The organism is Granulicella cerasi (genome assembly GCF_025685575.1).
GTDB lineage: Bacteria > Acidobacteriota > Terriglobia > Terriglobales > Acidobacteriaceae > Granulicella > Granulicella cerasi.
The window spans coordinates 903,237-921,720 of record NZ_JAGSYD010000003.1 but is presented as its reverse complement, the minus strand read 5'-3'; the positions used below and the strand labels follow the sequence as shown (position 1 = coordinate 921,720).

General features: G+C 60.5%; 22 protein-coding genes. 16 read left to right on the top strand and 6 right to left on the bottom strand.

What is annotated here, in order from left to right:
• Positions 1-49: 49 nt before the first annotated feature.
• Positions 50-2,080: a TonB-dependent receptor gene (locus OHL11_RS13405; RefSeq protein ID WP_263372003.1), complete on the top strand. Its 2,031-nt coding sequence runs from the start codon at positions 50-52 to the stop codon at positions 2,078-2,080.
• Here OHL11_RS13405 and OHL11_RS13400 read toward each other — a convergent pair.
• Complete coding sequence (locus OHL11_RS13400) at positions 2,062-2,832, bottom strand: methyltransferase domain-containing protein (protein WP_263372002.1); 771 nt, start codon at positions 2,830-2,832, stop codon at positions 2,062-2,064. The genes OHL11_RS13405 and OHL11_RS13400 overlap by 19 nt on opposite strands.
• A gap of 129 nt (positions 2,833-2,961) precedes the next feature.
• On the opposite strand from OHL11_RS13400, the gene OHL11_RS13395 reads away from it, so the two are divergent.
• Positions 2,962-3,237 carry a hypothetical protein gene (locus OHL11_RS13395; RefSeq protein ID WP_263372001.1) on the top strand — a complete coding sequence of 92 codons (276 nt, stop codon included), beginning with the start codon at positions 2,962-2,964 and terminating at the stop codon, positions 3,235-3,237.
• A 48-nt stretch (positions 3,238-3,285) separates the two neighbouring features.
• On the opposite strand, the gene OHL11_RS13390 is transcribed toward OHL11_RS13395, so the two are convergent.
• Complete coding sequence (locus tag OHL11_RS13390) at positions 3,286-3,933, bottom strand: FmdE family protein (RefSeq protein WP_263372000.1); 648 nt, start codon at positions 3,931-3,933, stop codon at positions 3,286-3,288.
• Between the two features lie 60 nt (positions 3,934-3,993).
• On the opposite strand from OHL11_RS13390, the gene OHL11_RS13385 reads away from it, so the two are divergent.
• Positions 3,994-5,685: an alpha-amylase family glycosyl hydrolase gene (locus OHL11_RS13385; protein ID WP_263371999.1), complete on the top strand. Its 1,692-nt coding sequence runs from the start codon at positions 3,994-3,996 to the stop codon at positions 5,683-5,685.
• Here OHL11_RS13385 and OHL11_RS13380 read toward each other — a convergent pair.
• Positions 5,682-6,140, bottom strand: coding sequence for a hypothetical protein (locus tag OHL11_RS13380; RefSeq protein ID WP_263371998.1), 459 nt, complete (start codon positions 6,138-6,140; stop codon positions 5,682-5,684). The genes OHL11_RS13385 and OHL11_RS13380 overlap by 4 nt on opposite strands.
• Before the next feature lie 59 nt (positions 6,141-6,199).
• Here OHL11_RS13380 and OHL11_RS13375 point away from each other — a divergent pair, with 59 nt between their 5' ends.
• Together OHL11_RS13375 and OHL11_RS13370 are read left to right on the top strand one after the other, a co-directional pair.
• Entirely contained in the window at positions 6,200-6,658 is a 459-nt protein-coding gene (locus OHL11_RS13375; protein WP_263371997.1) for a VOC family protein, read from the top strand.
• A gap of 69 nt (positions 6,659-6,727) precedes the next feature.
• Positions 6,728-7,390: a DUF4339 domain-containing protein gene (locus OHL11_RS13370; protein ID WP_263371996.1), complete on the top strand. Its 663-nt coding sequence runs from the start codon at positions 6,728-6,730 to the stop codon at positions 7,388-7,390.
• A gap of 176 nt (positions 7,391-7,566) precedes the next feature.
• On the opposite strand, the gene OHL11_RS13365 is transcribed toward OHL11_RS13370, so the two are convergent.
• Both OHL11_RS13365 and OHL11_RS13360 read right to left on the bottom strand, forming a co-directional pair.
• Positions 7,567-8,079 carry a bactofilin family protein gene (locus OHL11_RS13365; protein ID WP_263371995.1) on the bottom strand — a complete coding sequence of 171 codons (513 nt, stop codon included), beginning with the start codon at positions 8,077-8,079 and terminating at the stop codon, positions 7,567-7,569.
• 183 nt (positions 8,080-8,262) lie between these two features.
• Positions 8,263-8,952 (bottom strand): hypothetical protein, encoded by a 690-nt coding sequence (locus tag OHL11_RS13360; protein ID WP_263371994.1) that lies wholly within the window; start codon positions 8,950-8,952, stop codon positions 8,263-8,265.
• 246 nt (positions 8,953-9,198) lie between these two features.
• Between OHL11_RS13360 and infA the strand changes: the two genes are divergently transcribed.
• The 9 genes from infA to OHL11_RS13315 all read left to right on the top strand — a co-directional run bounded on the left by infA (position 9,199) and on the right by OHL11_RS13315 (position 14,663).
• Entirely contained in the window at positions 9,199-9,417 is a 219-nt protein-coding gene (gene infA / locus OHL11_RS13355; protein ID WP_263371993.1) for a translation initiation factor IF-1, read from the top strand.
• Positions 9,418-9,462: 45 nt separating this feature from the next.
• Positions 9,463-9,576, top strand: a complete 114-nt coding sequence (gene rpmJ, locus OHL11_RS13350) for a 50S ribosomal protein L36 (RefSeq protein ID WP_182276027.1) — start codon at positions 9,463-9,465, stop codon at positions 9,574-9,576.
• 173 nt (positions 9,577-9,749) lie between these two features.
• Positions 9,750-10,130 (top strand): 30S ribosomal protein S13, encoded by a 381-nt coding sequence (gene rpsM, locus OHL11_RS13345; protein ID WP_263371992.1) that lies wholly within the window; start codon positions 9,750-9,752, stop codon positions 10,128-10,130.
• Between the two features lie 3 nt (positions 10,131-10,133).
• Positions 10,134-10,556: a 30S ribosomal protein S11 gene (gene rpsK, locus OHL11_RS13340; protein WP_263371991.1), complete on the top strand. Its 423-nt coding sequence runs from the start codon at positions 10,134-10,136 to the stop codon at positions 10,554-10,556.
• Between the two features lie 183 nt (positions 10,557-10,739).
• Positions 10,740-11,372 carry a 30S ribosomal protein S4 gene (gene rpsD / locus OHL11_RS13335; protein WP_263371990.1) on the top strand — a complete coding sequence of 211 codons (633 nt, stop codon included), beginning with the start codon at positions 10,740-10,742 and terminating at the stop codon, positions 11,370-11,372.
• A gap of 169 nt (positions 11,373-11,541) precedes the next feature.
• Positions 11,542-12,630, top strand: coding sequence for a DNA-directed RNA polymerase subunit alpha (locus OHL11_RS13330; protein WP_263371989.1), 1,089 nt, complete (start codon positions 11,542-11,544; stop codon positions 12,628-12,630).
• Between the two features lie 61 nt (positions 12,631-12,691).
• Entirely contained in the window at positions 12,692-13,078 is a 387-nt protein-coding gene (locus tag OHL11_RS13325; RefSeq protein ID WP_263371988.1) for a four helix bundle protein, read from the top strand.
• Positions 13,079-13,174: 96 nt separating this feature from the next.
• Entirely contained in the window at positions 13,175-13,639 is a 465-nt protein-coding gene (gene rplQ / locus OHL11_RS13320) for a 50S ribosomal protein L17 (protein WP_263371987.1), read from the top strand.
• 103 nt (positions 13,640-13,742) lie between these two features.
• Positions 13,743-14,663 carry a tetratricopeptide repeat protein gene (locus tag OHL11_RS13315; protein ID WP_263371986.1) on the top strand — a complete coding sequence of 307 codons (921 nt, stop codon included), beginning with the start codon at positions 13,743-13,745 and terminating at the stop codon, positions 14,661-14,663.
• Positions 14,664-14,667: 4 nt separating this feature from the next.
• On the opposite strand, the gene OHL11_RS13310 is transcribed toward OHL11_RS13315, so the two are convergent.
• Complete coding sequence (locus OHL11_RS13310) at positions 14,668-16,176, bottom strand: GGDEF domain-containing protein (protein WP_263371985.1); 1,509 nt, start codon at positions 16,174-16,176, stop codon at positions 14,668-14,670.
• A gap of 129 nt (positions 16,177-16,305) precedes the next feature.
• Here OHL11_RS13310 and OHL11_RS13305 point away from each other — a divergent pair, with 129 nt between their 5' ends.
• Both OHL11_RS13305 and OHL11_RS13300 read left to right on the top strand, forming a co-directional pair.
• A complete protein-coding gene (locus OHL11_RS13305; RefSeq protein WP_263371984.1) occupies positions 16,306-17,238 on the top strand; it encodes an ABC transporter ATP-binding protein in 933 nt (310 codons plus the stop codon).
• Positions 17,231-18,466, top strand: a complete 1,236-nt coding sequence (locus OHL11_RS13300; protein ID WP_263371983.1) for an ABC transporter permease — start codon at positions 17,231-17,233, stop codon at positions 18,464-18,466. The genes OHL11_RS13305 and OHL11_RS13300 overlap by 8 nt, the downstream gene beginning before the upstream one ends.
• The last annotated feature ends 18 nt before the right edge of the window (positions 18,467-18,484 follow it).

The following is an 18,484-nucleotide window of genomic DNA, read 5'->3' as shown; positions in this document are numbered from 1 at the left end:
CCGTTTACTTTGAGCGCACCGTTTGTTTCCGCGCAGGAGATGTTGATTGATGAAGTTCCGCGTTGCCACGATGACTTTGCTCGCAGCTACAGGCCTTCGCGCGCAGACAACGCAGCCCGTCGTACAGCAAACGGTGACAGTGACCGCAACGGATCGTGGACTTGCGAATGTATCGGACGAAGCCAGCAGCGTGGCGGTGCTGACGCCATCGCAGTTGCAGCAGGCGCCGGGCCTGACGCTCGATGATGCGCTGCATGCGGTCGCGGGCTTTCAGCTTTTTCGTCGCACGAGTTCGTGGACAGCGAACCCTACTTCCGCCGGCGTGAGTCTGCGCGGGCTTGGCTCTACAGCAGCGAGTCGCACGCTGGTGGTGAGCGATCAGGTGCCGCTGACGGATCCGTTCGGTGGGTGGGTGCATTGGAATGAAGTGCCTGCACTCGCGGTGCGAGAGGTGGACGTCGTGCGTGGCGCGAGCAGCACGCTCTATGGCTCGTCGGCGATTGCAGGGGCGATTGATGTCGTTCCACGCGTGGCTGCGCCTGGGCTCGTCATGGAGATGAACGCTGGCGGCGCGCAGCAGTCAACGGGTCTTGGAGACTTGCTGTTGAGCGGCGGATCGCAAACACTGTCGGCACTTGGTGCGCTGAGTGTGTTGTCGACCGGCGGCTATGTGCCGACGGCCCCGTGGCTGCGTGGTCGCATCGATTCGCAATCGAACGTAGTGAGTGAAGCTGCGCGCACGGAACTGCGATCCGCCGCGCTCACGCACACGAGCCTCTTCCTGCGTGGCAACATGCTGAACGAAGCGCGCGGTAACGGCACGCCTGCGCAAACGAACGGCACGCGCTTGTGGCGCTATGCCGCAGGTGGTGATTGGCAGCAGGCGCAATCGACCGCGGCGTTGCGTCTCTATGGTTCGCGCGAGGCGTATCGGCAGAGCTTTTCGAGCATCGCGAGCGATCGCAATTCAGAAGCGCTCACCAAGCTGCAGCGTGTGCCGCTGAATGAATTGGGCCTTGTGGCGCAGGCGTCTCACGCGTTTGCGCAGAGCCTGTTTGCGTCGCTGGGGTTTGATGTTCGCGACGTACGCGCGACGGATGCGGAGACGCCTGTATCGGTTGGCGTGCAAGGTATGACGACCGCGATCAGCGCACGGCAGCGCGTGATGGGCGGGTACGCTGATGGCATCTGGCAGCCGAAGCAGTGGTCGGTGTCCGCATCGGTGCGCGTGGACAGCTTTCGCACCTTCAACGCGCGCAGCGTGACGGGTGTGAGCGCGGCGACAGCTTTGTCGCAGATCAGCGAGTTGGTGGCGAGTCCTCGACTGGGTGTGGTGCGCAAGTGGGGCAAGAACTTTTCGCTCAGCGCAGCGGCGTTCCGCGCGTTTCGTGGGCCGACTTTCAACGAGCTTTATCGCACCGGACAGGTGGGGCAGCAATTGACGCTGGCCAACAATAGCTTGCTCGCAGAGCGCGCAACAGGGATTGAAGCAGGCGGTGAGTACGCGCATGCCCGCTACGGCCGTGTGCGTTCGACGTTCTTCTGGACCGAAGTGAATCGGCCTGTCTTCGCGGTGTTGCTTTCGCAGACCACCACCTCGCAGACGCTGCAACGACAGAACCTCGGGCAGATTCGCTCGCGCGGACTGATGCTCGAAGCGCAGAGCGCGACGAAGCATGGTGTCGATGCGAGTGTGAGCTATCAATTCGCTGCGGCGACAGTGACCGCGTTCCGCACAGACTCCACCGCGCAGCCGAACCTGTTGGGGAAGTGGATTCCCGAGGTCGCGCGCAACGCGTTTGTGGGTACGGTGAACGCGCGCAACGCGAAGCTGGCGAACCTGCATGTGACGGCGAGCTATCAAGGCAAGCAGTTCGATGATGCGTTGAACACGCTGGTGTTGCATCCGTATGCTCGCGTGGATGCAGAGGCTGATCGCTCTTTGTGGCGAGGCCTGTCGATGTATGCGGGGGCGCAGAATTTGCTCGATCGCACGATTGAAGCGGGGCGCACACCGACGTTGACTCTGGCTTCGCCGCGACTCGTGCGCGCGGGCATGCGTTACACGTTCTCGCGCTGACGTCTGCTGCGGACCAGCACGCGGCCGCCGCCTGCATCGATCACTTCTGCACGTACGTTGGCCTGCGCCACAAGTGCTCGCCACTCGTCGAGCGAGAACGCGCGACGAAACGAGATATCCCCATCCTCAAGCACGAAGCGATGCCAACGAAAAACGCGTGCCAGCAGCACGAAGATCTTCGCGGCGCGCTCGGAGCGTCGAAGATCGCTGATCATCCACGCTTCTCGCGCTTCATCGCAGCGTTGCAGCAGGCGAACGACGTCTTTATCGCGCAGATGATGCGCCATCAGCGAGCAGGTGATGACGTCGACATCAAGCGTGGTTGTAAGCGCATCTGCAGTAAGCCAGTGAAATGTCTGCTGCGGTACGTGCGCCTGCTCATCGAGTTCTTGTGCAAGGCGCATCGCGTACGGATGCAGGTCGATACCTGTAAGTCGTAGCGGCACACTGAGCGGCGCGGCCCATCGGCGTAACGGGCGCAGCAGGTCGCCTTGTCCGCAACCAAGATCGACGACATGAAGCGGTCGCGTGCCAACGCCGGTGCGCGTGATGACCTCCGCCACCAGCGCGACGAACGGCTTGAACGCGCGCGTGAGCTTGTTGGCTTTGCCCATGTCGAGCATGGCGCGGCGATACTCCGCATAGGTGCATGGGCCGTCGAGGTGCTCGTGCAGGTCGTACGTGCGCACCTCGAAGCCGGGCAACGCAGGTGGCGTTGCTGCTTCAAGCGGCGGTGGCGCAGAGGAGTTCACGAAGGCTATTGTCGCATTGCGAATTCGGCAGAGAGGAGCAGTGCAAAACTTCGCGCAACTCTTCGCTGTAAGGTGCGTTTACTTGAATGCACGATGGCTCAAGCAGCCATCCTCGCAGGAGGTAGTGAGATGACGAACATGATTCAGAAGCTTGCCACGAAGACCAACCTGAAGCGCGTGCTGGGTGCAGGCGCGCTGGCTGCAGCGATGTTCGCCGTAGCTACTCCGAAGGCCGAAGCGCAGCGTGTCTTCTTTGGTGTGCATGTGGGCGGGCCGCGCTACTTCGCGCCTGTACCGCCTCCGCCTGCCTACTACGGCTATGGCTACGGATATCACTATGGCCCGTATGGCTATCGCCACTACGCACCGCCGCCCCCGCCGCGTTACTACGGCCATCGCTGGTAAGCGAGGCGCAAACGCACGAAGGCCGCTCGAGGAGAGCGGCCTTCGTCTTTAGAGAGGCTGATAATAACGCAACGATGTGTCGGCGCAGGAGAAGCAAAGTCGCACGCCATCGCGCTCGATGAAGCGATCGAAGTTTACGCCTTCACCGCATTGTGGGCAGAGGACGCGCTCGCCTTTGTAGCCTGGGAACTCGCTCGGCGGTAGCGGCACACGCACCCACTCGGTGGCAAAGAGTTCGTCATCGGGCATCTCACGGTAAGCCGTCATCTGCTGCACGTTTTTCTCAAGCGAGGGGTAAAGCTCTTTGGCGCGCGCCTTCGAGCTTTCTTTGGCGACAACACGCAGGCCTTTGTATTCGTCGCTGCCTAGCGAGGCGTTGAGGTCGACGAACGTCGCTGCCATCTTGCCCCAGTCGCGCAGCTTCAAGGCGCGCTTGCCAACGCGCGCCGCGGTGACGACGCCGATCGCGTCTGTAGCGCAGCGATCGATCTCGACGAAGACCACGAGGCGTTTGCGATCAGGGTTCAGCCCGCCATCGGCGAGATGACGCTGACGAGGATCGCCGACGCCAAGTTCACGCAGCGCGAGCATCGCCATGCGCACGCCGAGCACCTGGCCCGCGCACAGGTGGCCGTGCGCGCGTTCGGCTTCGAGCAGGAGTTCATCGAGAGAGGCGGCGGTCAAGGCAACGTTCATGGCTGATTTGATGCTACGCGCTTGCTGCATCGGTGCTGCGCGTGGGAGCATCGAAAACGTATGGCAGACTCGAACTTCAAGCCCACGCAATGGTGGCAGACCGGTGTGGTCTACCAGGTGTATCCGCGCTCGTTTCAAGATACCGACGGTGACGGCGTTGGCGACCTGCGCGGCATCATCGCGCGACTCGACTACTTCCGCTCGCTTGGCGTGGACGCGATCTGGATTTCGCCGTTCTATCCATCGCCGATGGCGGACTTCGGCTACGACGTTGCGGACTACACCGATGTGGATCCGCTCTTCGGCACGTTGGCGGATTTCGATGAGCTGTTAGCTGAAGCGCACAAGCGCGGTCTGCGCGTGGTGCTCGACTTTGTGCCGAACCATACTTCGGATCTTCATGCGTGGTTTCTGGAGTCGCGCTCGTCGCGAGACAGCGCGAAGCGCGATTGGTATGTGTGGCACGATGCTCCACCCGCGGGTGATGATTGGAAGCCCGCAGCAGAACGTTTGCCAAACAACTGGCAGTCGCACTTCGGCGGCTCGGCGTGGGCGTGGGATGATCGGACGGAGCAGTTTTATCTGCACTCGTTTCTGCGGCAGCAGCCGGACCTGAACTGGCGTAATCCTGCGGTGCGCCTAGCGATGTATGACGCGATGAAGTTCTGGCTGGATCGCGGCGTCGATGGCTTCCGCATGGACGTGTTGTGGCTGCTGACCAAGGATGAGTTCTTCCGAAACGATCAGCAGAACCCGCAGGACCCTAACTCGCTGCTGCGCACGGCTACGGCGAACCAGCCGGAGACGCATGAGATCGTCGCCGAGATGCGCAAACTGCTGGACAGCTATGGCGATGCGCTGAAGCCCGATGAGCCGAACGTGCGTGGTGTATCGAACCGTGTGTTGATCGGCGAAATCTATTTGCCGCTGCCTGAGTTGGTGAGTTATTACGGCGCGTCCTCTGAGGATGCGAAGCAAGACGCGCTGCCGCAGTTGAGCGGTGCGAATCTGCCGTTCAACTTTCATCTGATTCAAACGCGTTGGGAGGCTTCGGCGATCGCGGACGTGATCAACGAGTATGAGCGCGTGCTGCCGCAGGGCGCGTGGCCGAACTATGTGCTGGGCAATCATGATCAGAAGCGCCTGGCCACGCGCATCGGCAAGCAGCAGGCGCGTGCCGCTGCGATGCTGCTGCTGACGCTGCGCGGCACACCGACGCTGTATTACGGCGATGAGCTCGGCATGGAGGATGTGCCGATAACGCCCGCGCAGGTGAAGGACCCTGCAGCGAAGAATGATCCTGCAGCGGGACGCGATCCGGAGCGCGCGCCGATGCTGTGGGTGCCTGCGGAGAATGCGGGCTTTACGTTCCCCGACGTGAAGCCGTGGCTGCCGATAGAGCGCGAGTACGAGACGAAGAATGCGGCGGTGTTGTCGCGTGATCCGAAGTCGATCTTCACGCTGTATCGCACGCTGCTGCACTATCGCCGCACGTATGACACGTTGCATGTGGGCGGTCTGAGCGATGTGCGCGCTGAAGGTTCGGTGTTGCGCTACAAGCGCACCACGCCGGTCGATGGCGAGAGCACTGACTTCCAGGTGCTGCTCAACCTCGGCAGCGAGATCGCAACGGTGCAATGCGCGAAGGGCAAGGTGCTGGTGACGACGCTGCTCGATGGTGCGGGTGCCGAGGTGGAGGGCGATGTAACGCTTGAGGCAGGCGAGGGGTTGCTGATCGCGCTGGAGGACTAGAGCATCGTCCAGCTCTGCGGCCTCGTATCATCGACGCCCGAGCGAATCTCCTGAAGGAGATTGTCGAAGCTGAGAGGTTGAACGATGCAGCCACGCGCGGTCTGGAGCATCCCATGCGGCGCTTGGGCTGCAAGCGCTTCGAAGCGTTGTGGCGCGAGTGTGTGTAAGCCCGCAAGCGCGTAGGCCTTGCCCTCAAGCGTCTCGGATTCTGCGTAGAGACGTTCGAGGTCTGCGATAGCCTGCTTCTTTGGCTCACTCAGCACGTAGCGCAGCGAGCGCTCACCGCCGCTTTCGATGCCTGCGATGCCGATGCCACCGATGGCAAAGAGGTCCTGGCTCTTCAGCAGTTCGAAGGCGCGGGCCTGATGCTGCACGCGAAGATGATGCGCCCAGAGCCCAGCGCACACGGCAAGCATGAGTAGAGAAAGTGTCATGGCACGAAGAAACGCGCGCATACGGCAAACCTCCGGGAGGATGGTGCCACCACTTTGTTAGTATGCGCATACGAACCGCTATGAACAAGGTCACTCCATTTCTCTGGTTCAACGACAACGCGGGAGAAGCTGCGGAGTTCTACCTGCAGCTCTTTCCTCATGCGAAAAAGCTCAGCGAGTTACGCTCGATGGGCGTCGGGCCGTGGCCTGAGGGCAAGATCGCGACCGTGGTGATTGAGCTTGAGGGCCAGCAGATCACGATGCTCAACGGCGGGCCAGCCTATGCGATCACGCCAGCAATTTCGTTCACCGTGCAATGCGCGACGCAGGAGGAGATCGACTACTACTGGGACAAGCTTGAAGCCGCAGGCGGAAAGCCGATGGCCTGTGGTTGGATCACTGATCACTTTGGGTTGTGCTGGCAGATCGTGCCGGAAAACGTAGGAGAGGTCATCCAGCATCCCAAGGCCATGGCCGCGATGATGCAGATGATCAAGTTTGATATCGCAAAGCTGAAAGCGGCCGCGCTCGAAGAGTAGTGAACGCTGCAAGGGAACTGCGCGGGATAGCGCTGCGTACTGCAAGATGAAGACAGGAGGGCCACGACGATGAACTTTCGCATTGCACGCAACGGGCAGATCTTCGGGCCTTACACCGAAGAGGATGTACGCCGCTATATGGCCAGCGGAAACATTTTGCCGACGGACCTGGCACAGGCCGAAGGCACGGAAGACTGGCTGCCGGTTGCTGAACTCTTTCCGCCCGCGCCACTGACCGGACAGGTGCCGCCGACGGCGTACCCCGGTGGGCTGCCACGGCTTTTTCCTGATCCTCCGGACCTGCCGTGGTGGGTCGTGCTGCTTGGCTCGATGTTCACGCTGGGCTTGTTCACCGTGGTGTGGGGCATCGTGCAGTCAGGTTGGCTGCGCCGCATCGACCGCACGAGCATCTCGATCTATCTCTACCTGGCGAACGCGGTGATCTTCTGCCTGCGTCTGCCGTCGATCTTCCATAGCGTGCACCACAACGTGTATGGCACGGGCATCGACGCTGATCCGCATCGCTTCCTGCAGGTGATCGCGTTTGTGCTGTTCCTGCTGACGCGCTTCATGTTCCGCTCGGAGTTGCTGAAGCATTTCAACGAGGCAGAGCCGATCGGGTTGCGACTTGGCGGCGTGATGACGTTCTTCTTCGGCGTGACGTACTTCCAATACCACTTCAACCGCATCAACGAGCTGAAGCGAGCGTTGCGCGTGAGCGTGCCAGAGTAAGACGAGGGTCCAGGGCCCAGGGCTTAGGGGCCAGGCTCAGGCTCAATAGCGCAGGAAGCTCTGAAGCGCTCTGAGTCTTTGCGGAACATTGTCCAGGCGAAAGGCAACGGCCTCTCCCGAAGGAGAGGCCGTTGCTGTTTTCTGGACCCTGGGCCCTAAGCCCTGGACCCTCGTACCTAGCCTGCAGCTTCCGGCGAATTCTCCGGAGTCTTCGGTGCGTCGCCGGCACCCGGCTTGCGGATGTCGATGCCACCCTTGAAGAAGGCACCGTCTTCGATGGAGATGCGGGCTGCGATGACGTCGCCGGTCAGCGAGCCTTCAGCGCGGATGTCGATACGGTCAGCTGCCTGGCAGTTGCCACGCACCTTGCCGAGTACGACGATCTCGCGAGCCGAGATGTTTGCAGCCACCTGGCCGTTGCGGCCGATGGTCACGCGGTTGCCGGGCAGGTTGATCGCGCCCTCGACCTTACCGTCGATGTAGAGCGACTCCGAGCCCGAGAGCTCACCCTTCACGATGAGGCTCTTGCCGATCGTTGCCTGGTCGCCGGCAGCAGCCGAGACGGGCGAGGAGGTAGGAGCGGTCGGACGTGCCGGCTCGAAGCTGGGCGCTCCACCGGAAACGGAGGGAGCGGGGCGCTGGGGTTCAGGAGTTGCGGGCGTCGTGCCGGGCTGATTCGGTTTCCACATAATTCGGTATGGATGTCCTTTCGTTCTTTCGCGCGGGGGAGGTGGCGGATGTGTCTAGCACGCCCGGGGACAACTGCGCTTCGTCCACGATACTACTTCGTCAACAGTAACGACCTGTGGAACACCTGATGTTGTCGGTGCCAAGTTAGTAACGTCGAAAGCCTCTGAAGTGAGGTAAGAGCTTTATTCGTCCGAGTTGTCGTTGTCTTCGATCAAAGCGGTGAGGCCGCTGATGGAGATTGTGACGTCTTTCAGGCCCGTCGGGTGAAAGGTGGCGCGCATCGGCAGGCGTTGCCAGGTGGTGGCGGCGCAGGCCGGGTGAGGGATCGGCTCCGGCGGCCAGAAGCTCAGCTTTTGCGAGACGGCCGGGCGACGGGAGCCGAGTTCAATCACTACAGCCTGCAGCGTGCTCGACTTTGCGGTCAGATGCAGGCCGCAATAGGCGGCGAAGTCTCGATACCAGATGATTTCGGAGACCTGCGGGTCAAAGTCCGGCAGATGCAGCGCGGAGACCCGTGCGCTGACGCGGTCCACCGAGAGCCAGGGCCCCGGCTGCCAGACCCATCGGGGAGCTTCGCCCGGCAGCGCGTCGTTCACGTGCAGAACGCGGCGAATGACGAAGGTGCGGTCGGTGATCTCGTGCATGTCGCCGACCGTCCACTCGCGGACCTTGCCGTCGACGATGAGCGGACGAACCTTGAGGCTGGTGGAGTCCTCGCCCTTCGTGTCCGGGGTCGCTTCGGGCGGCGTGTACGGTACACGTTTTGCAGCGCCCAGGGCGACGGTGTGGACCTTCACGGCGTGGGCCAGCGGCAGAAAAACGGGCGCAAAGAGGCCCAGAAGCAGCAGTAAAGCTCGGCGGATGGTCTGCATGAGCGCAGGTTAGCACTACAAATAGTGCAAAGCCGCTTCGGGGAAACGAATAATACGCCTCGCGCAAGAAAAAGAGGGAAGGATCTTTGGAAAATATCCACAGTTGGGGTAGACTTGGAGATGGTGCGTGAACCTTCCACCGTCTCTATGCGACCGACTGCCGGTTGCAGGAGCCACAGAAGCCCACGAAACAGGTAGTACTGGCACGAAATTGACCAGGCCCAATGCCCGGTCAGAGGAGAGCGTTTGTCGAAGGAAGATGCAATTGAGGTAATGGCAACGGTGGTCGACATCTTGCCGAACGCGTTGTTCAAGGTCGAGCTCGAGAACAAGCATCAGGTTCTTGCGCACGTATCAGGGCGCATGCGTAAGAACTTCATCCGCATTCTCACCGGCGATCGCGTAGCTATCGAGCTAAGCCCGTACGACCTGAGCCGCGGCCGTATCGTTTACCGCTACAAGTAAACGTTCGGTCAACCCAGAACAGCTTCACCGTAAGGAAGAGGAATCATGAAGGTCCGTGCGTCTGTAAAGCCGATCTGCGACAAGTGCAAGGTGATTCACCGCAAGGGTGTCGTTCGCGTCATCTGCGAGAACGCCAAGCACAAGCAGCGCCAGGGTTAAATCCCCGGCACGACACGTGGCCCCACCGGGCGAGTTCTCCGCAGTCAAGGAGTGCGATGAACCCGGAGGAGATAGAAGTTTCAAGCGAAGTGCTTGCAGCCGATATCAGCCGCGATACCAGTAACCCCGCTCACGAGGCGTAGATCCTCCGAGCCCCAACCGAAAGGCTCCCCATGGCACGTATTGCCGGCGTCGACCTGCCCCCCAATAAGCAGGCTCGCATTGCCCTCCAGTACATCTATGGCATCGGTGCTCCCCGCGCTTTGACGATTCTCGCCAAGGCCGGCATTGACCCGATCGCGAAGATGAACACGCTGGACGAAGATCAGCTCAACAAGATCCGCTCTGTCATCGAACAGGAAGGCGGCATCGAGGGCGATCTCCGCAAGGAAATCTCGCTCAACATCAAGCGCTTGATGGAAATCCAGTCGTTCCGTGGTATCCGCCACCGCCGCAACCTGCCGGTTCGCGGTCAGCGCACCCACACCAACGCTCGTACCCGCAAGGGCCCGCGTAAGGGCACCGTTGCCGGTAAGAAGAAAGTGACCAAGTAAGCCATGGCAAAGACACAGCAGAAGAGTGCCGGCGCTAAGGCTGGCAAGGGCAAGAAGTTTAAGAAGCGCGAGCGGAAAAATGTTCCGTACGGTCTGGTATTCATCCAGGCTTCGTTCAACAACACGATCGTGACGATCACCGACCAGCAGGGCAACACGCTGTCGTGGAAGAGCTCGGGTTCGCTCGGCTTCCGCGGCTCGCGTAAGGGCACGCCGTTCGCGGCACAGCAGGCTGCAGTGAATGCTGCCAACGCTGCTCGTGACCACGGTCTGCGTTCGGTGGACGTTCGCGTCGCTGGCCCGGGTTCGGGTCGTGAGTCGGCAATCCGTGCACTGGCTGCTGCGGGCATCGAGGTTCGCTCGATCCGCGACGTCACGCCGATGCCGCACAACGGCTGCCGTCCGCCGAAGCGCCGCCGCGTATAAGTCAGGGGTCAGGGTCCAGGGCCCAGGGTTCAGAAAGCGTAAGCTGCTGAGCTCTGGGTGCTGGCCTTGATCTGTTTTCTGGACCCTGGGCCCTAAGCCCTGGACCCTAGTTTTTGGATCGTGACGAAGGGCAAGCCAGCCCGTAAAACGATCGACCACAGAAGTAATTGGAGAGAAAAGACAATGGCTCGTTATACAGGCCCCGTTTGCCGTATGTGCCGCCGCGATGGCGTGAAGTTGTTCCTCAAGGGACCGAAGTGCTTTACCGAGAAGTGCCCGGTAGAGAAGCGTAACTTCCCCCCGGGACAGCATGGTCAGTCCAAGAAGGTGAAGAAGGTTGTCGGCTACGGTCTGCAGCTTCGTGAGAAGCAGAAGGCCAAGCGCATCTACTTCACGCTCGAGACGCAGTTCCGTGCGTACTACGAGAAGGCTTCGACCCGTCACGGCGTTACCGGCGACTTGCTGCTCCAGCAGCTCGAGACCCGTCTCGACAACGTGACCTACCGCCTCGGTTTCGCGATCTCGCGCCGCCAGGCTCGTCAGGTTGTTCGTCACGGCCACGTGCTGGTGAACGGTAAGAAGGTAAACATTCCGAGCTACCAGTGCAAGGTAGGCGATGTCATTTCCGTTCGTGAGAAGTCGAAGGAAATGGCGATCCTTGGTTCGTCGCGCGAGTTCCTCGCCGGCCAGAACAAGGTGACCTGGATCGAGTTCGCGGCCGATGGCCTGTCGGGCAAGATCGTATCGCTGCCGAAGCGCGAAGACATCCAGCTGCCGGTCAACGAACAGCAGATCGTCGAACTGTACAGCAAGTAATAGGGGACAGGGCTTAGGGCCCGGGGCTCAGAAGGCAAGCCTTTCTGCGCTCGGGTTCTAAGTCCTCCTCGAGTAAGTTTTTCTGGGCCCTGAACTTGGGCCCTGAACCTGAGTTTCACCCCTGAACCCTCGCAGAATGCTTCGCGGAGGCAGGAAGAAAGGAACCACCATGCTTTGGAGAGGTTTTCAGAAGCCCAAGCGTCTTGCTGTTGATCAGGAGACCCTGACCGCCAACTATGGCAAGTTTTCCGCCCAGCCGTTTGAACGCGGTTTCGGCACCACGGTCGGCAACGCTCTGCGCCGCACGCTGCTTTCGTCCATCGAAGGCGCGGCTGTCACGGCTGTCCGTATCGAGGGTGTGCTGCACGAGTTCCAGGCGATTGCTGGCGTTGTTGAAGACGCGACCGACATCATCCTGAACCTGAAGCAGATTCCCTTCAAGCTCAACGGCGAAGGCCCCAAGGCCCTCTACATCCACGCCGATCAGGCTGGCGTTATCACCTCGGGCATGATCGAGGCTGACAACGATGTCGAGATCCTCGATCCGAACGTGTACATCTGCACGGTTTCGGAAGGCGGCCGCATCGACATGGAAATGCGCTTGAAGCGTGGCCGCGGCTACGTTTCGGCCGACAAGAACTTTGATTCGGACCTCGGTATCGGCTTCATCCCCGTGGACTCGGTGCACTCGCCGGTTCGCAAGGTGAACTACCTGGTCGAAGCAGCGCGTCTCGGTCAGATCACCGACTACGACAAGCTGACGCTCGAGATCTGGACGAACGGCACGGTGCTTCCGGCTGACGCGCTCGGTCTCTCGGCCAAGCTGCTCAAGGACCACATGACCATCTTCATCAACTTCGAAGAAGAGATGGAGCAGGGTGGTCACGATGGTATCGACGGTCCCGCGGTTCGCAACGAGAACCTGAACCGTTCGGTGGAAGAGCTTGAGCTTTCGGTGCGCAGCTACAACTGCCTGAAGAACGCGAACATCTCCACCATCGGTGAGCTGATCCAGAAGACTGAAGCAGAAATGCTGAAGACCAAGAACTTCGGCCGCAAGAGCCTGAACGAGATCAAGGAAATCCTTGCTCAGATGGGTCTCTCGCTGGGCATGAAGATCGACGAGAACGGCAACCCGGTCCCGGGCCCGACCTCGGTACTTCCTGCGGCAACGCTCGCGGCCAGCTATGGCGCGTTCGATGACGAAGAAGACGAAGATGAAGATGACTTCGCGGTCTCTGAGCCGGAGAACTTCTAGTTTCACAGGGTCCAGGGCTTAGGGCCCAGGGCCCAGAGTACGAAGGCGGTCAGCTTGCACAGTGGCCGCTGCACCATCTCCCGTTGAGCAGGACGGAATGGTTTCTTCCTACAAGGATTTGCTGGTCTGGCAACGCGCAGTGGAATTAGCACTTGCGATCTACCGTTGCACAGCAGAGTTTCCAGTGGAGGAGCGGTTCGGACTTACCAGCCAGATACGACGGGCCGGGGTATCGATACCGAGCAACATTGCAGAAGGCTACGGCCGCGGGACACGGAAGGATTACAAGCAGTTTCTTTCCATTGCTCGTGGCTCAACACTAGAAGTGCAAACGCAATTGCTCATAGCAACTGAGCTCGGGTTTGGCTCTTCAGAGCTTCGCGAAGAAGTCGGAGCTCTGGCAGAGCAGGTCAGCAAAATGTTGTATTCGCTGATCTCCAAACTCTAAGTTGTGTTTTCTGGACCCCGGGCCCTGAGCCCTGGACCCTCGCACCACCACCGATTGCCGACTGACAGCACAAGCTGAGTCGAAGGAGAAATCACCATGCGTCATCGTAAGGGCGGATTCAAGCTCGGTCGTAATACTTCCCATCGTCGTGCGCTTCTGCGCAACCTCGTCACCTCCATCATCCTGCATGATCGCGTGGAGACGACCCTCACCAAGGCAAAGGCTTCGCGCCCCCTGGTTGAGAAGATGATCACCCTCGGTAAGAACGGCAGCGTTCACGCACGTCGTCAGGCCCTGTCTTACCTCATGACCGCTGATGCGGTAGACCGTCTGTTCACGACCGTGGCTCCGCGTTACGCTGAGCGCAACGGTGGCTACTCGCGCATCGTCAAGGGCGGCATCCGTAAGGGTGACGCAGGCGAGATCGCCTTCATCGAGCTGCTCGATGCCGAGAAGGAACTCACCGCAAAGGCTGAGAAGCGCGAAGAGATCAAGGCGAAGCGTCTTGCTGATCTGCAGAAGCAGCTCGAAGAGCAGGGTGGCGATCAGTCGGCTGAGTAACTTCGATTTCACAAGCATTTCAACGAGCGCAGGGCTTCGGCCATGCGCTCGTTTTCTTTTTGCGCGGCTTTGATCGCCGTTGGAAATCGCATAGGCTACGTTCATGGGTTTTCGTTACAGACTTCTCGGGGCGGTGACGTGGTGCTCCTTCGCTGCTGGCATCGCGTTCGCGCAGGGCGACGCGCTGACGCCCGAGGCGAAGCAATGGCATGAGCTCTCCGACAAGAAGCAGACCGCTGCGGCGAAAAAGCTTTGCCTGGGCTGGGAGAGTAGCGGCACGCACGCACAGCAGGTTGAAGCAGAAAAGTGCCTTGCGAATCTCGCGCTCGCCGAAGGGAAAGCCGTGCAGTTGAAAGGCAATGATGTCGGCGGCGGAACGCTGGGAGACGGCTTCAAGCCCGAGGCTGTGAATGTCGCGCTTGTGCATTTGAACAAAGGCATCGCGCTCGAGCCGAAAGACCTGACGCTGCATAAGGGGCGGCTGTTTCTGCTGGGGCTATCTGGACGATATGCGGAGATGGCTGCGGCGCTTGAGGATACGCTGAACAAGCTACCCGAGCCGGAGTATCTGCCGGACTGGCTGCGTTATACCGCGCAGCTTGGGGCTTCGGGCGATGCGCAAGGTGGGCTGAAGCTGCTCGCCGTGCTGGATAAACACTTTCCGAACTCGCACGAGATCATTGGCAACACGGGGACGATGTACGACATCCAGGGGCTGTGGCCGCAGGGAATTCCGTATCTCAAGCGCGCGGCGGAACTGGCCCCGAAGGACCCGATCGATACCTGGAACCTCGGTTGGGCGTATGCGCATGTGCATGAGCCGAAGCTCGCGGACGAATGGATGCAGAGGTCGATCGCGCTACCCAACGATGACGGCACGGACCAGCGTAAATGCCTCTATGCGCGTTTCGTCGGCAGCGAGTTGAAGCAGAAGGCGCGCGCCTGCACGTTGGAGAGTCAGAGTTGCGCGCGCCCGCTTCGCGTTGACTGCGCGGCGGCAACGCCAGCGCATAAGGCGAAGTAAGCGGCTAGTTCGGAACTTGCTGCTGCAGCCTGGCGACCATTTCGTCGTAGAACGCGCGATAACCCACGGCACGGTTTCGTCCCGCGCGTTTTGCTGCGTAGAGTGCTTCGTCGGCGAGCACTACGAGGCGCTGCGGATTCGGCGTTGCGGGCTCGAGTGCTGCCGCGCCGATGCTGACGGTGATGCAGCCATGCGCCCACTTCTGCTGGTCCAGGCAGTGTGAGATGCGGGAGCACATCTGTAGCGCCTGCTCTTCATCGCAATCCGGCAGCAACACACAGAATTCTTCGCCGCCATAGCGCGCCGCAAGATCGTGGCTGCGTACGGTCGTGGAGAGACAGTGCGCGATCTGCCGCAATACTTCGTCGCCGTATTCGTGGCCGTGCGTGTCGTTGCAGGCCTTGAAGTGGTCGACGTCGAGCATGAGCACCGCGAGTTGGCGGCCTTCATCGCGGGCGCGGTTGAACTCCTCGTTGATCCGCGCGTCCAGCACGCGACGATTGGCGAGGCCGGTCAGCGGATCGGTCGCAGCGAGGCTGGAGAGCCGACGATTGGCCTCGCGCAATGCTTCATGCGAGCGTGCCAGGTCTTCGCTCTTTTGCAGGTCCTCGGTTACGTCCATCGAGATGACGCCGATGAGCGTGCTGCCGTCCGCGTCGAGGCAGGGGAACTTATACGAGCGCCAGTAGTGCATCGTGCCATCGGACTCGCGGCCGCGCTCGATGAAGGACTGCGGCTCGCCTGAGGCCAGCACGGCCTGATCGTTAGCGTAGAAGAGCGCGACGCTCTCGGGGTCTGCGTTCTTCAGGCCGCGCACGCCGAGCCAGTCATCCGAGCCGATGTTGAAGTGCTCGGCGAAGTAGCGGTTATAGAAAACGAGCTTGCCTTCGGAGTCTTTGATGAAGGAGAGAAACGGCGCTGCGTCCATGAACGCCTTAAAGCGGCGATCGAAGAGCTCGAGCATCGTCTGGGCCTGTTCTGCCTGCCCGAGGGCGCGCTCCAACTGCTTGCGTTGCATGCGGAGCTCGATGCGCGCGTTGACCTGGCGCGCGAGCGTGCGCAACGCATGCTTCTGCGTCTCGGTCAGCACGCGAGGCTCCTGGTCGATGACGCACAGGCTGCCTACGTGGAAGCCGTCGGGGCTGGAGATCGGGAAGCCGGCGTAGAAGCGCAGGTGGAAGTCGCCGGTGACGAGCGGGTTTTCGGCGAAGCGCTTATCGTTGAGCGCGTTGGGGATGTCGAAGACGTCGTCCTGCTGAATGGTGTGCGCGCAGAAGGCGATGGAGCGTGGCGTCTCGTCGATGTCGGTGCCGAAGGTGGCTTTCATCCATTGGCGCCGCTCGTCGATGAGAGAGATGGCACCGATGCGAGCGCCGCAGATGGCCGCGGCGATCTCCACCAGTTCGTTGAACTCCGGCTCGGGCTCGGTGTCGAGCAGTTCCGTCCGATAGAGTGCATTCAGGCGGAGACTTTCAAGCTCCAGCGGATGTTCTGTTTGGGCTGCACCATTCAATGTGGTTCAACTTCCTTTGCATGGTTTCTCTCAGAACTCAGCTGTCATAAGCAAAACACATCGAGACCGATTTTGATCGCCAAACTATCGCTTTTCTTCGATTTAGGTCGGCGTACACTGGAAGAATCCATGGCTATTGTTGAACTCGAAAAAATCCGCAAAATTTATGACCGGAAGGTAGCGGTCGATGGCCTTTCGCTCTCGATCGAGCCGGGCACGATGTTCGGTTTGCTGGGCCCGAATGGCTCCGGAAAAACGAGCTCGATCCGCATGATGATCGGCATGACGGTGCCTGACAGCGGCACGGTGAAGCTCTTCGGCCAACCCTTCACGCGCGACGCGCTGAAGCGTGTCGGCTATCTTCCGGAAGAGCGCGGCCTGTACAAGAAGATGAAGTGCATCGAGCAACTCATCTTCATGGGCGAACTGCATGGTCTCTCTGCCGCTGAGGCAGAGAAGCGGGCGCTCTCATGGTGCGAACGCATGGAGATCACCGAGGCAATTCCGAAGAAGGTGGAAGAGCTTTCAAAGGGTATGCAACAGAAGATTCAGTTCATCGCGGCGCTGCTGCATGATCCTGAACTCGTCATCATGGACGAGCCGTTCTCGGGCCTGGACCCGGTGAACGCTGGCTTGCTGATGGACACGCTGGTGCAGCTGCGCGCCGAGGGTAAGGCTGTGTTGTTCTCGACGCATCGCATGGACCAGGTGGAGAAGCTGTGCGACTCGATCGCGATCATCTACCGCTCGAAGCTTGTACTCGGCGGCACGATGCGCGAGGTGAAGTCCCGCTATCCGCGCAATCGCGTGCAGGCGGTGTTTACAGGCGATGATTCTTTCCTGCGCCACGAGTCGATCGTGGAAGCAAAGAACTATGCGGGGATTGCGGAGATCGTGGTGACCTCGCCGGACGCAGCGCAGTCGCTGCTGGCCTACGCCGTGGGGAAGGGAACGAACTTCACGCGCTTTGAAGTGATGGAGCCGACGCTTGAGGAGATCTTCATCGAGACGGTGAAGAACACGCCGGAGTTTGTCGAGGCGGGAGGCAAGATCGATGCGTAACATCTGGCTGGTGGCGAAGCGCGAATATCTGGAGCGTGTGCGCGCGAAGAGCTTTGTGGTGATGACGGTGCTGATCCCCGCGCTGATGGCGGGCGTGATCGGTGGCCTGGTGCTGGTGAATAAGAACCAACACTCGGCGCAGCATGTAGCGATCATCACCGATGATGCGAAGTTCGCAGCGAACGTGCAGAGTGAGCTGAACGAGAGCAAGAGCTTTGGCGCCGCGCCAAAGGTCGATGTCTATCCGCTGGCGGACACGACCGTGCGCACGAAACTCGACGCGGAGTTGAAGCAGAAGGGCTCGGACTTGGACGGCTATCTCGTAGTGACGCCTGCGGCCGATCCTACGGCTCGGCCGACGTTTCAATGGGTGCCGCGCGTGCAGTCTGATGTGATCACGCGTGGTCGCGTTTCCGATGCTGCGCGCGGTGGTCTGGTGCGCGCCAAACTGCTGGCTGCGGGCATGTCGGAGGTGCAGGTAGACGGACTGCTGGCGCCGGTGAAGCTCGACAACGGCAAGGACGGCGATGGCCGTGCGGGTGCCGCAGTGGCAAGCGCATGGGGCATGTACTTCCTCATGTACTTCATCATTCTGTTCTACGGCATGAACGTCGCCCGCTCGATCATCGAAGAGAAGACCTCGCGCGTCTTCGAGGTGATGCTCGCGTCGATCAAGCCGGACGAGATGCTTGCGGGCAAGGTGCTCGGCGTGGGGGCGGTTGGCCTCACGCAGGTGGGCATCTGGATCGCGGTTGCGGTGGTGATTGTGAAGTTCCAGACGATGGCGCTGGACCTGCATATCCTCCCGAGCGCGCCGCAGGCTGCGCTGTTCGTGGTCTTCTTCCTGCTGGGCTACCTGCTCTATTCGTCGCTTGCTGCAGCGCTGGGCGCAATGAACAACTCCGAGCAGGAGTTGCAACAGATGCAGATATTCCTGATGCTTCCGTTGATCTGTTCGTCCTTCATCATCTTCAACGTGATCACGGCTCCTGATGGTCCGGTGGCGAAGTTCGCATCGTTCTTCCCCTTCACGACGCCGCTGATCATGTACACGCGTGTCATCGTCGGCAAGCCTGGAGGCACGGCGATCGCTGCTTCGATTGCTGGCCTCGTGGTGACGATCGCGATCGTGTTGTGGCTCGCGAGCCGCATCTATCGCGTGGGCATCCTGATGTATGGCAAGAAGCCGAACCTGCCGGAGATTCTGCGCTGGCTGAAGTACAGCTAAACCGCGCAGGGGCGATAG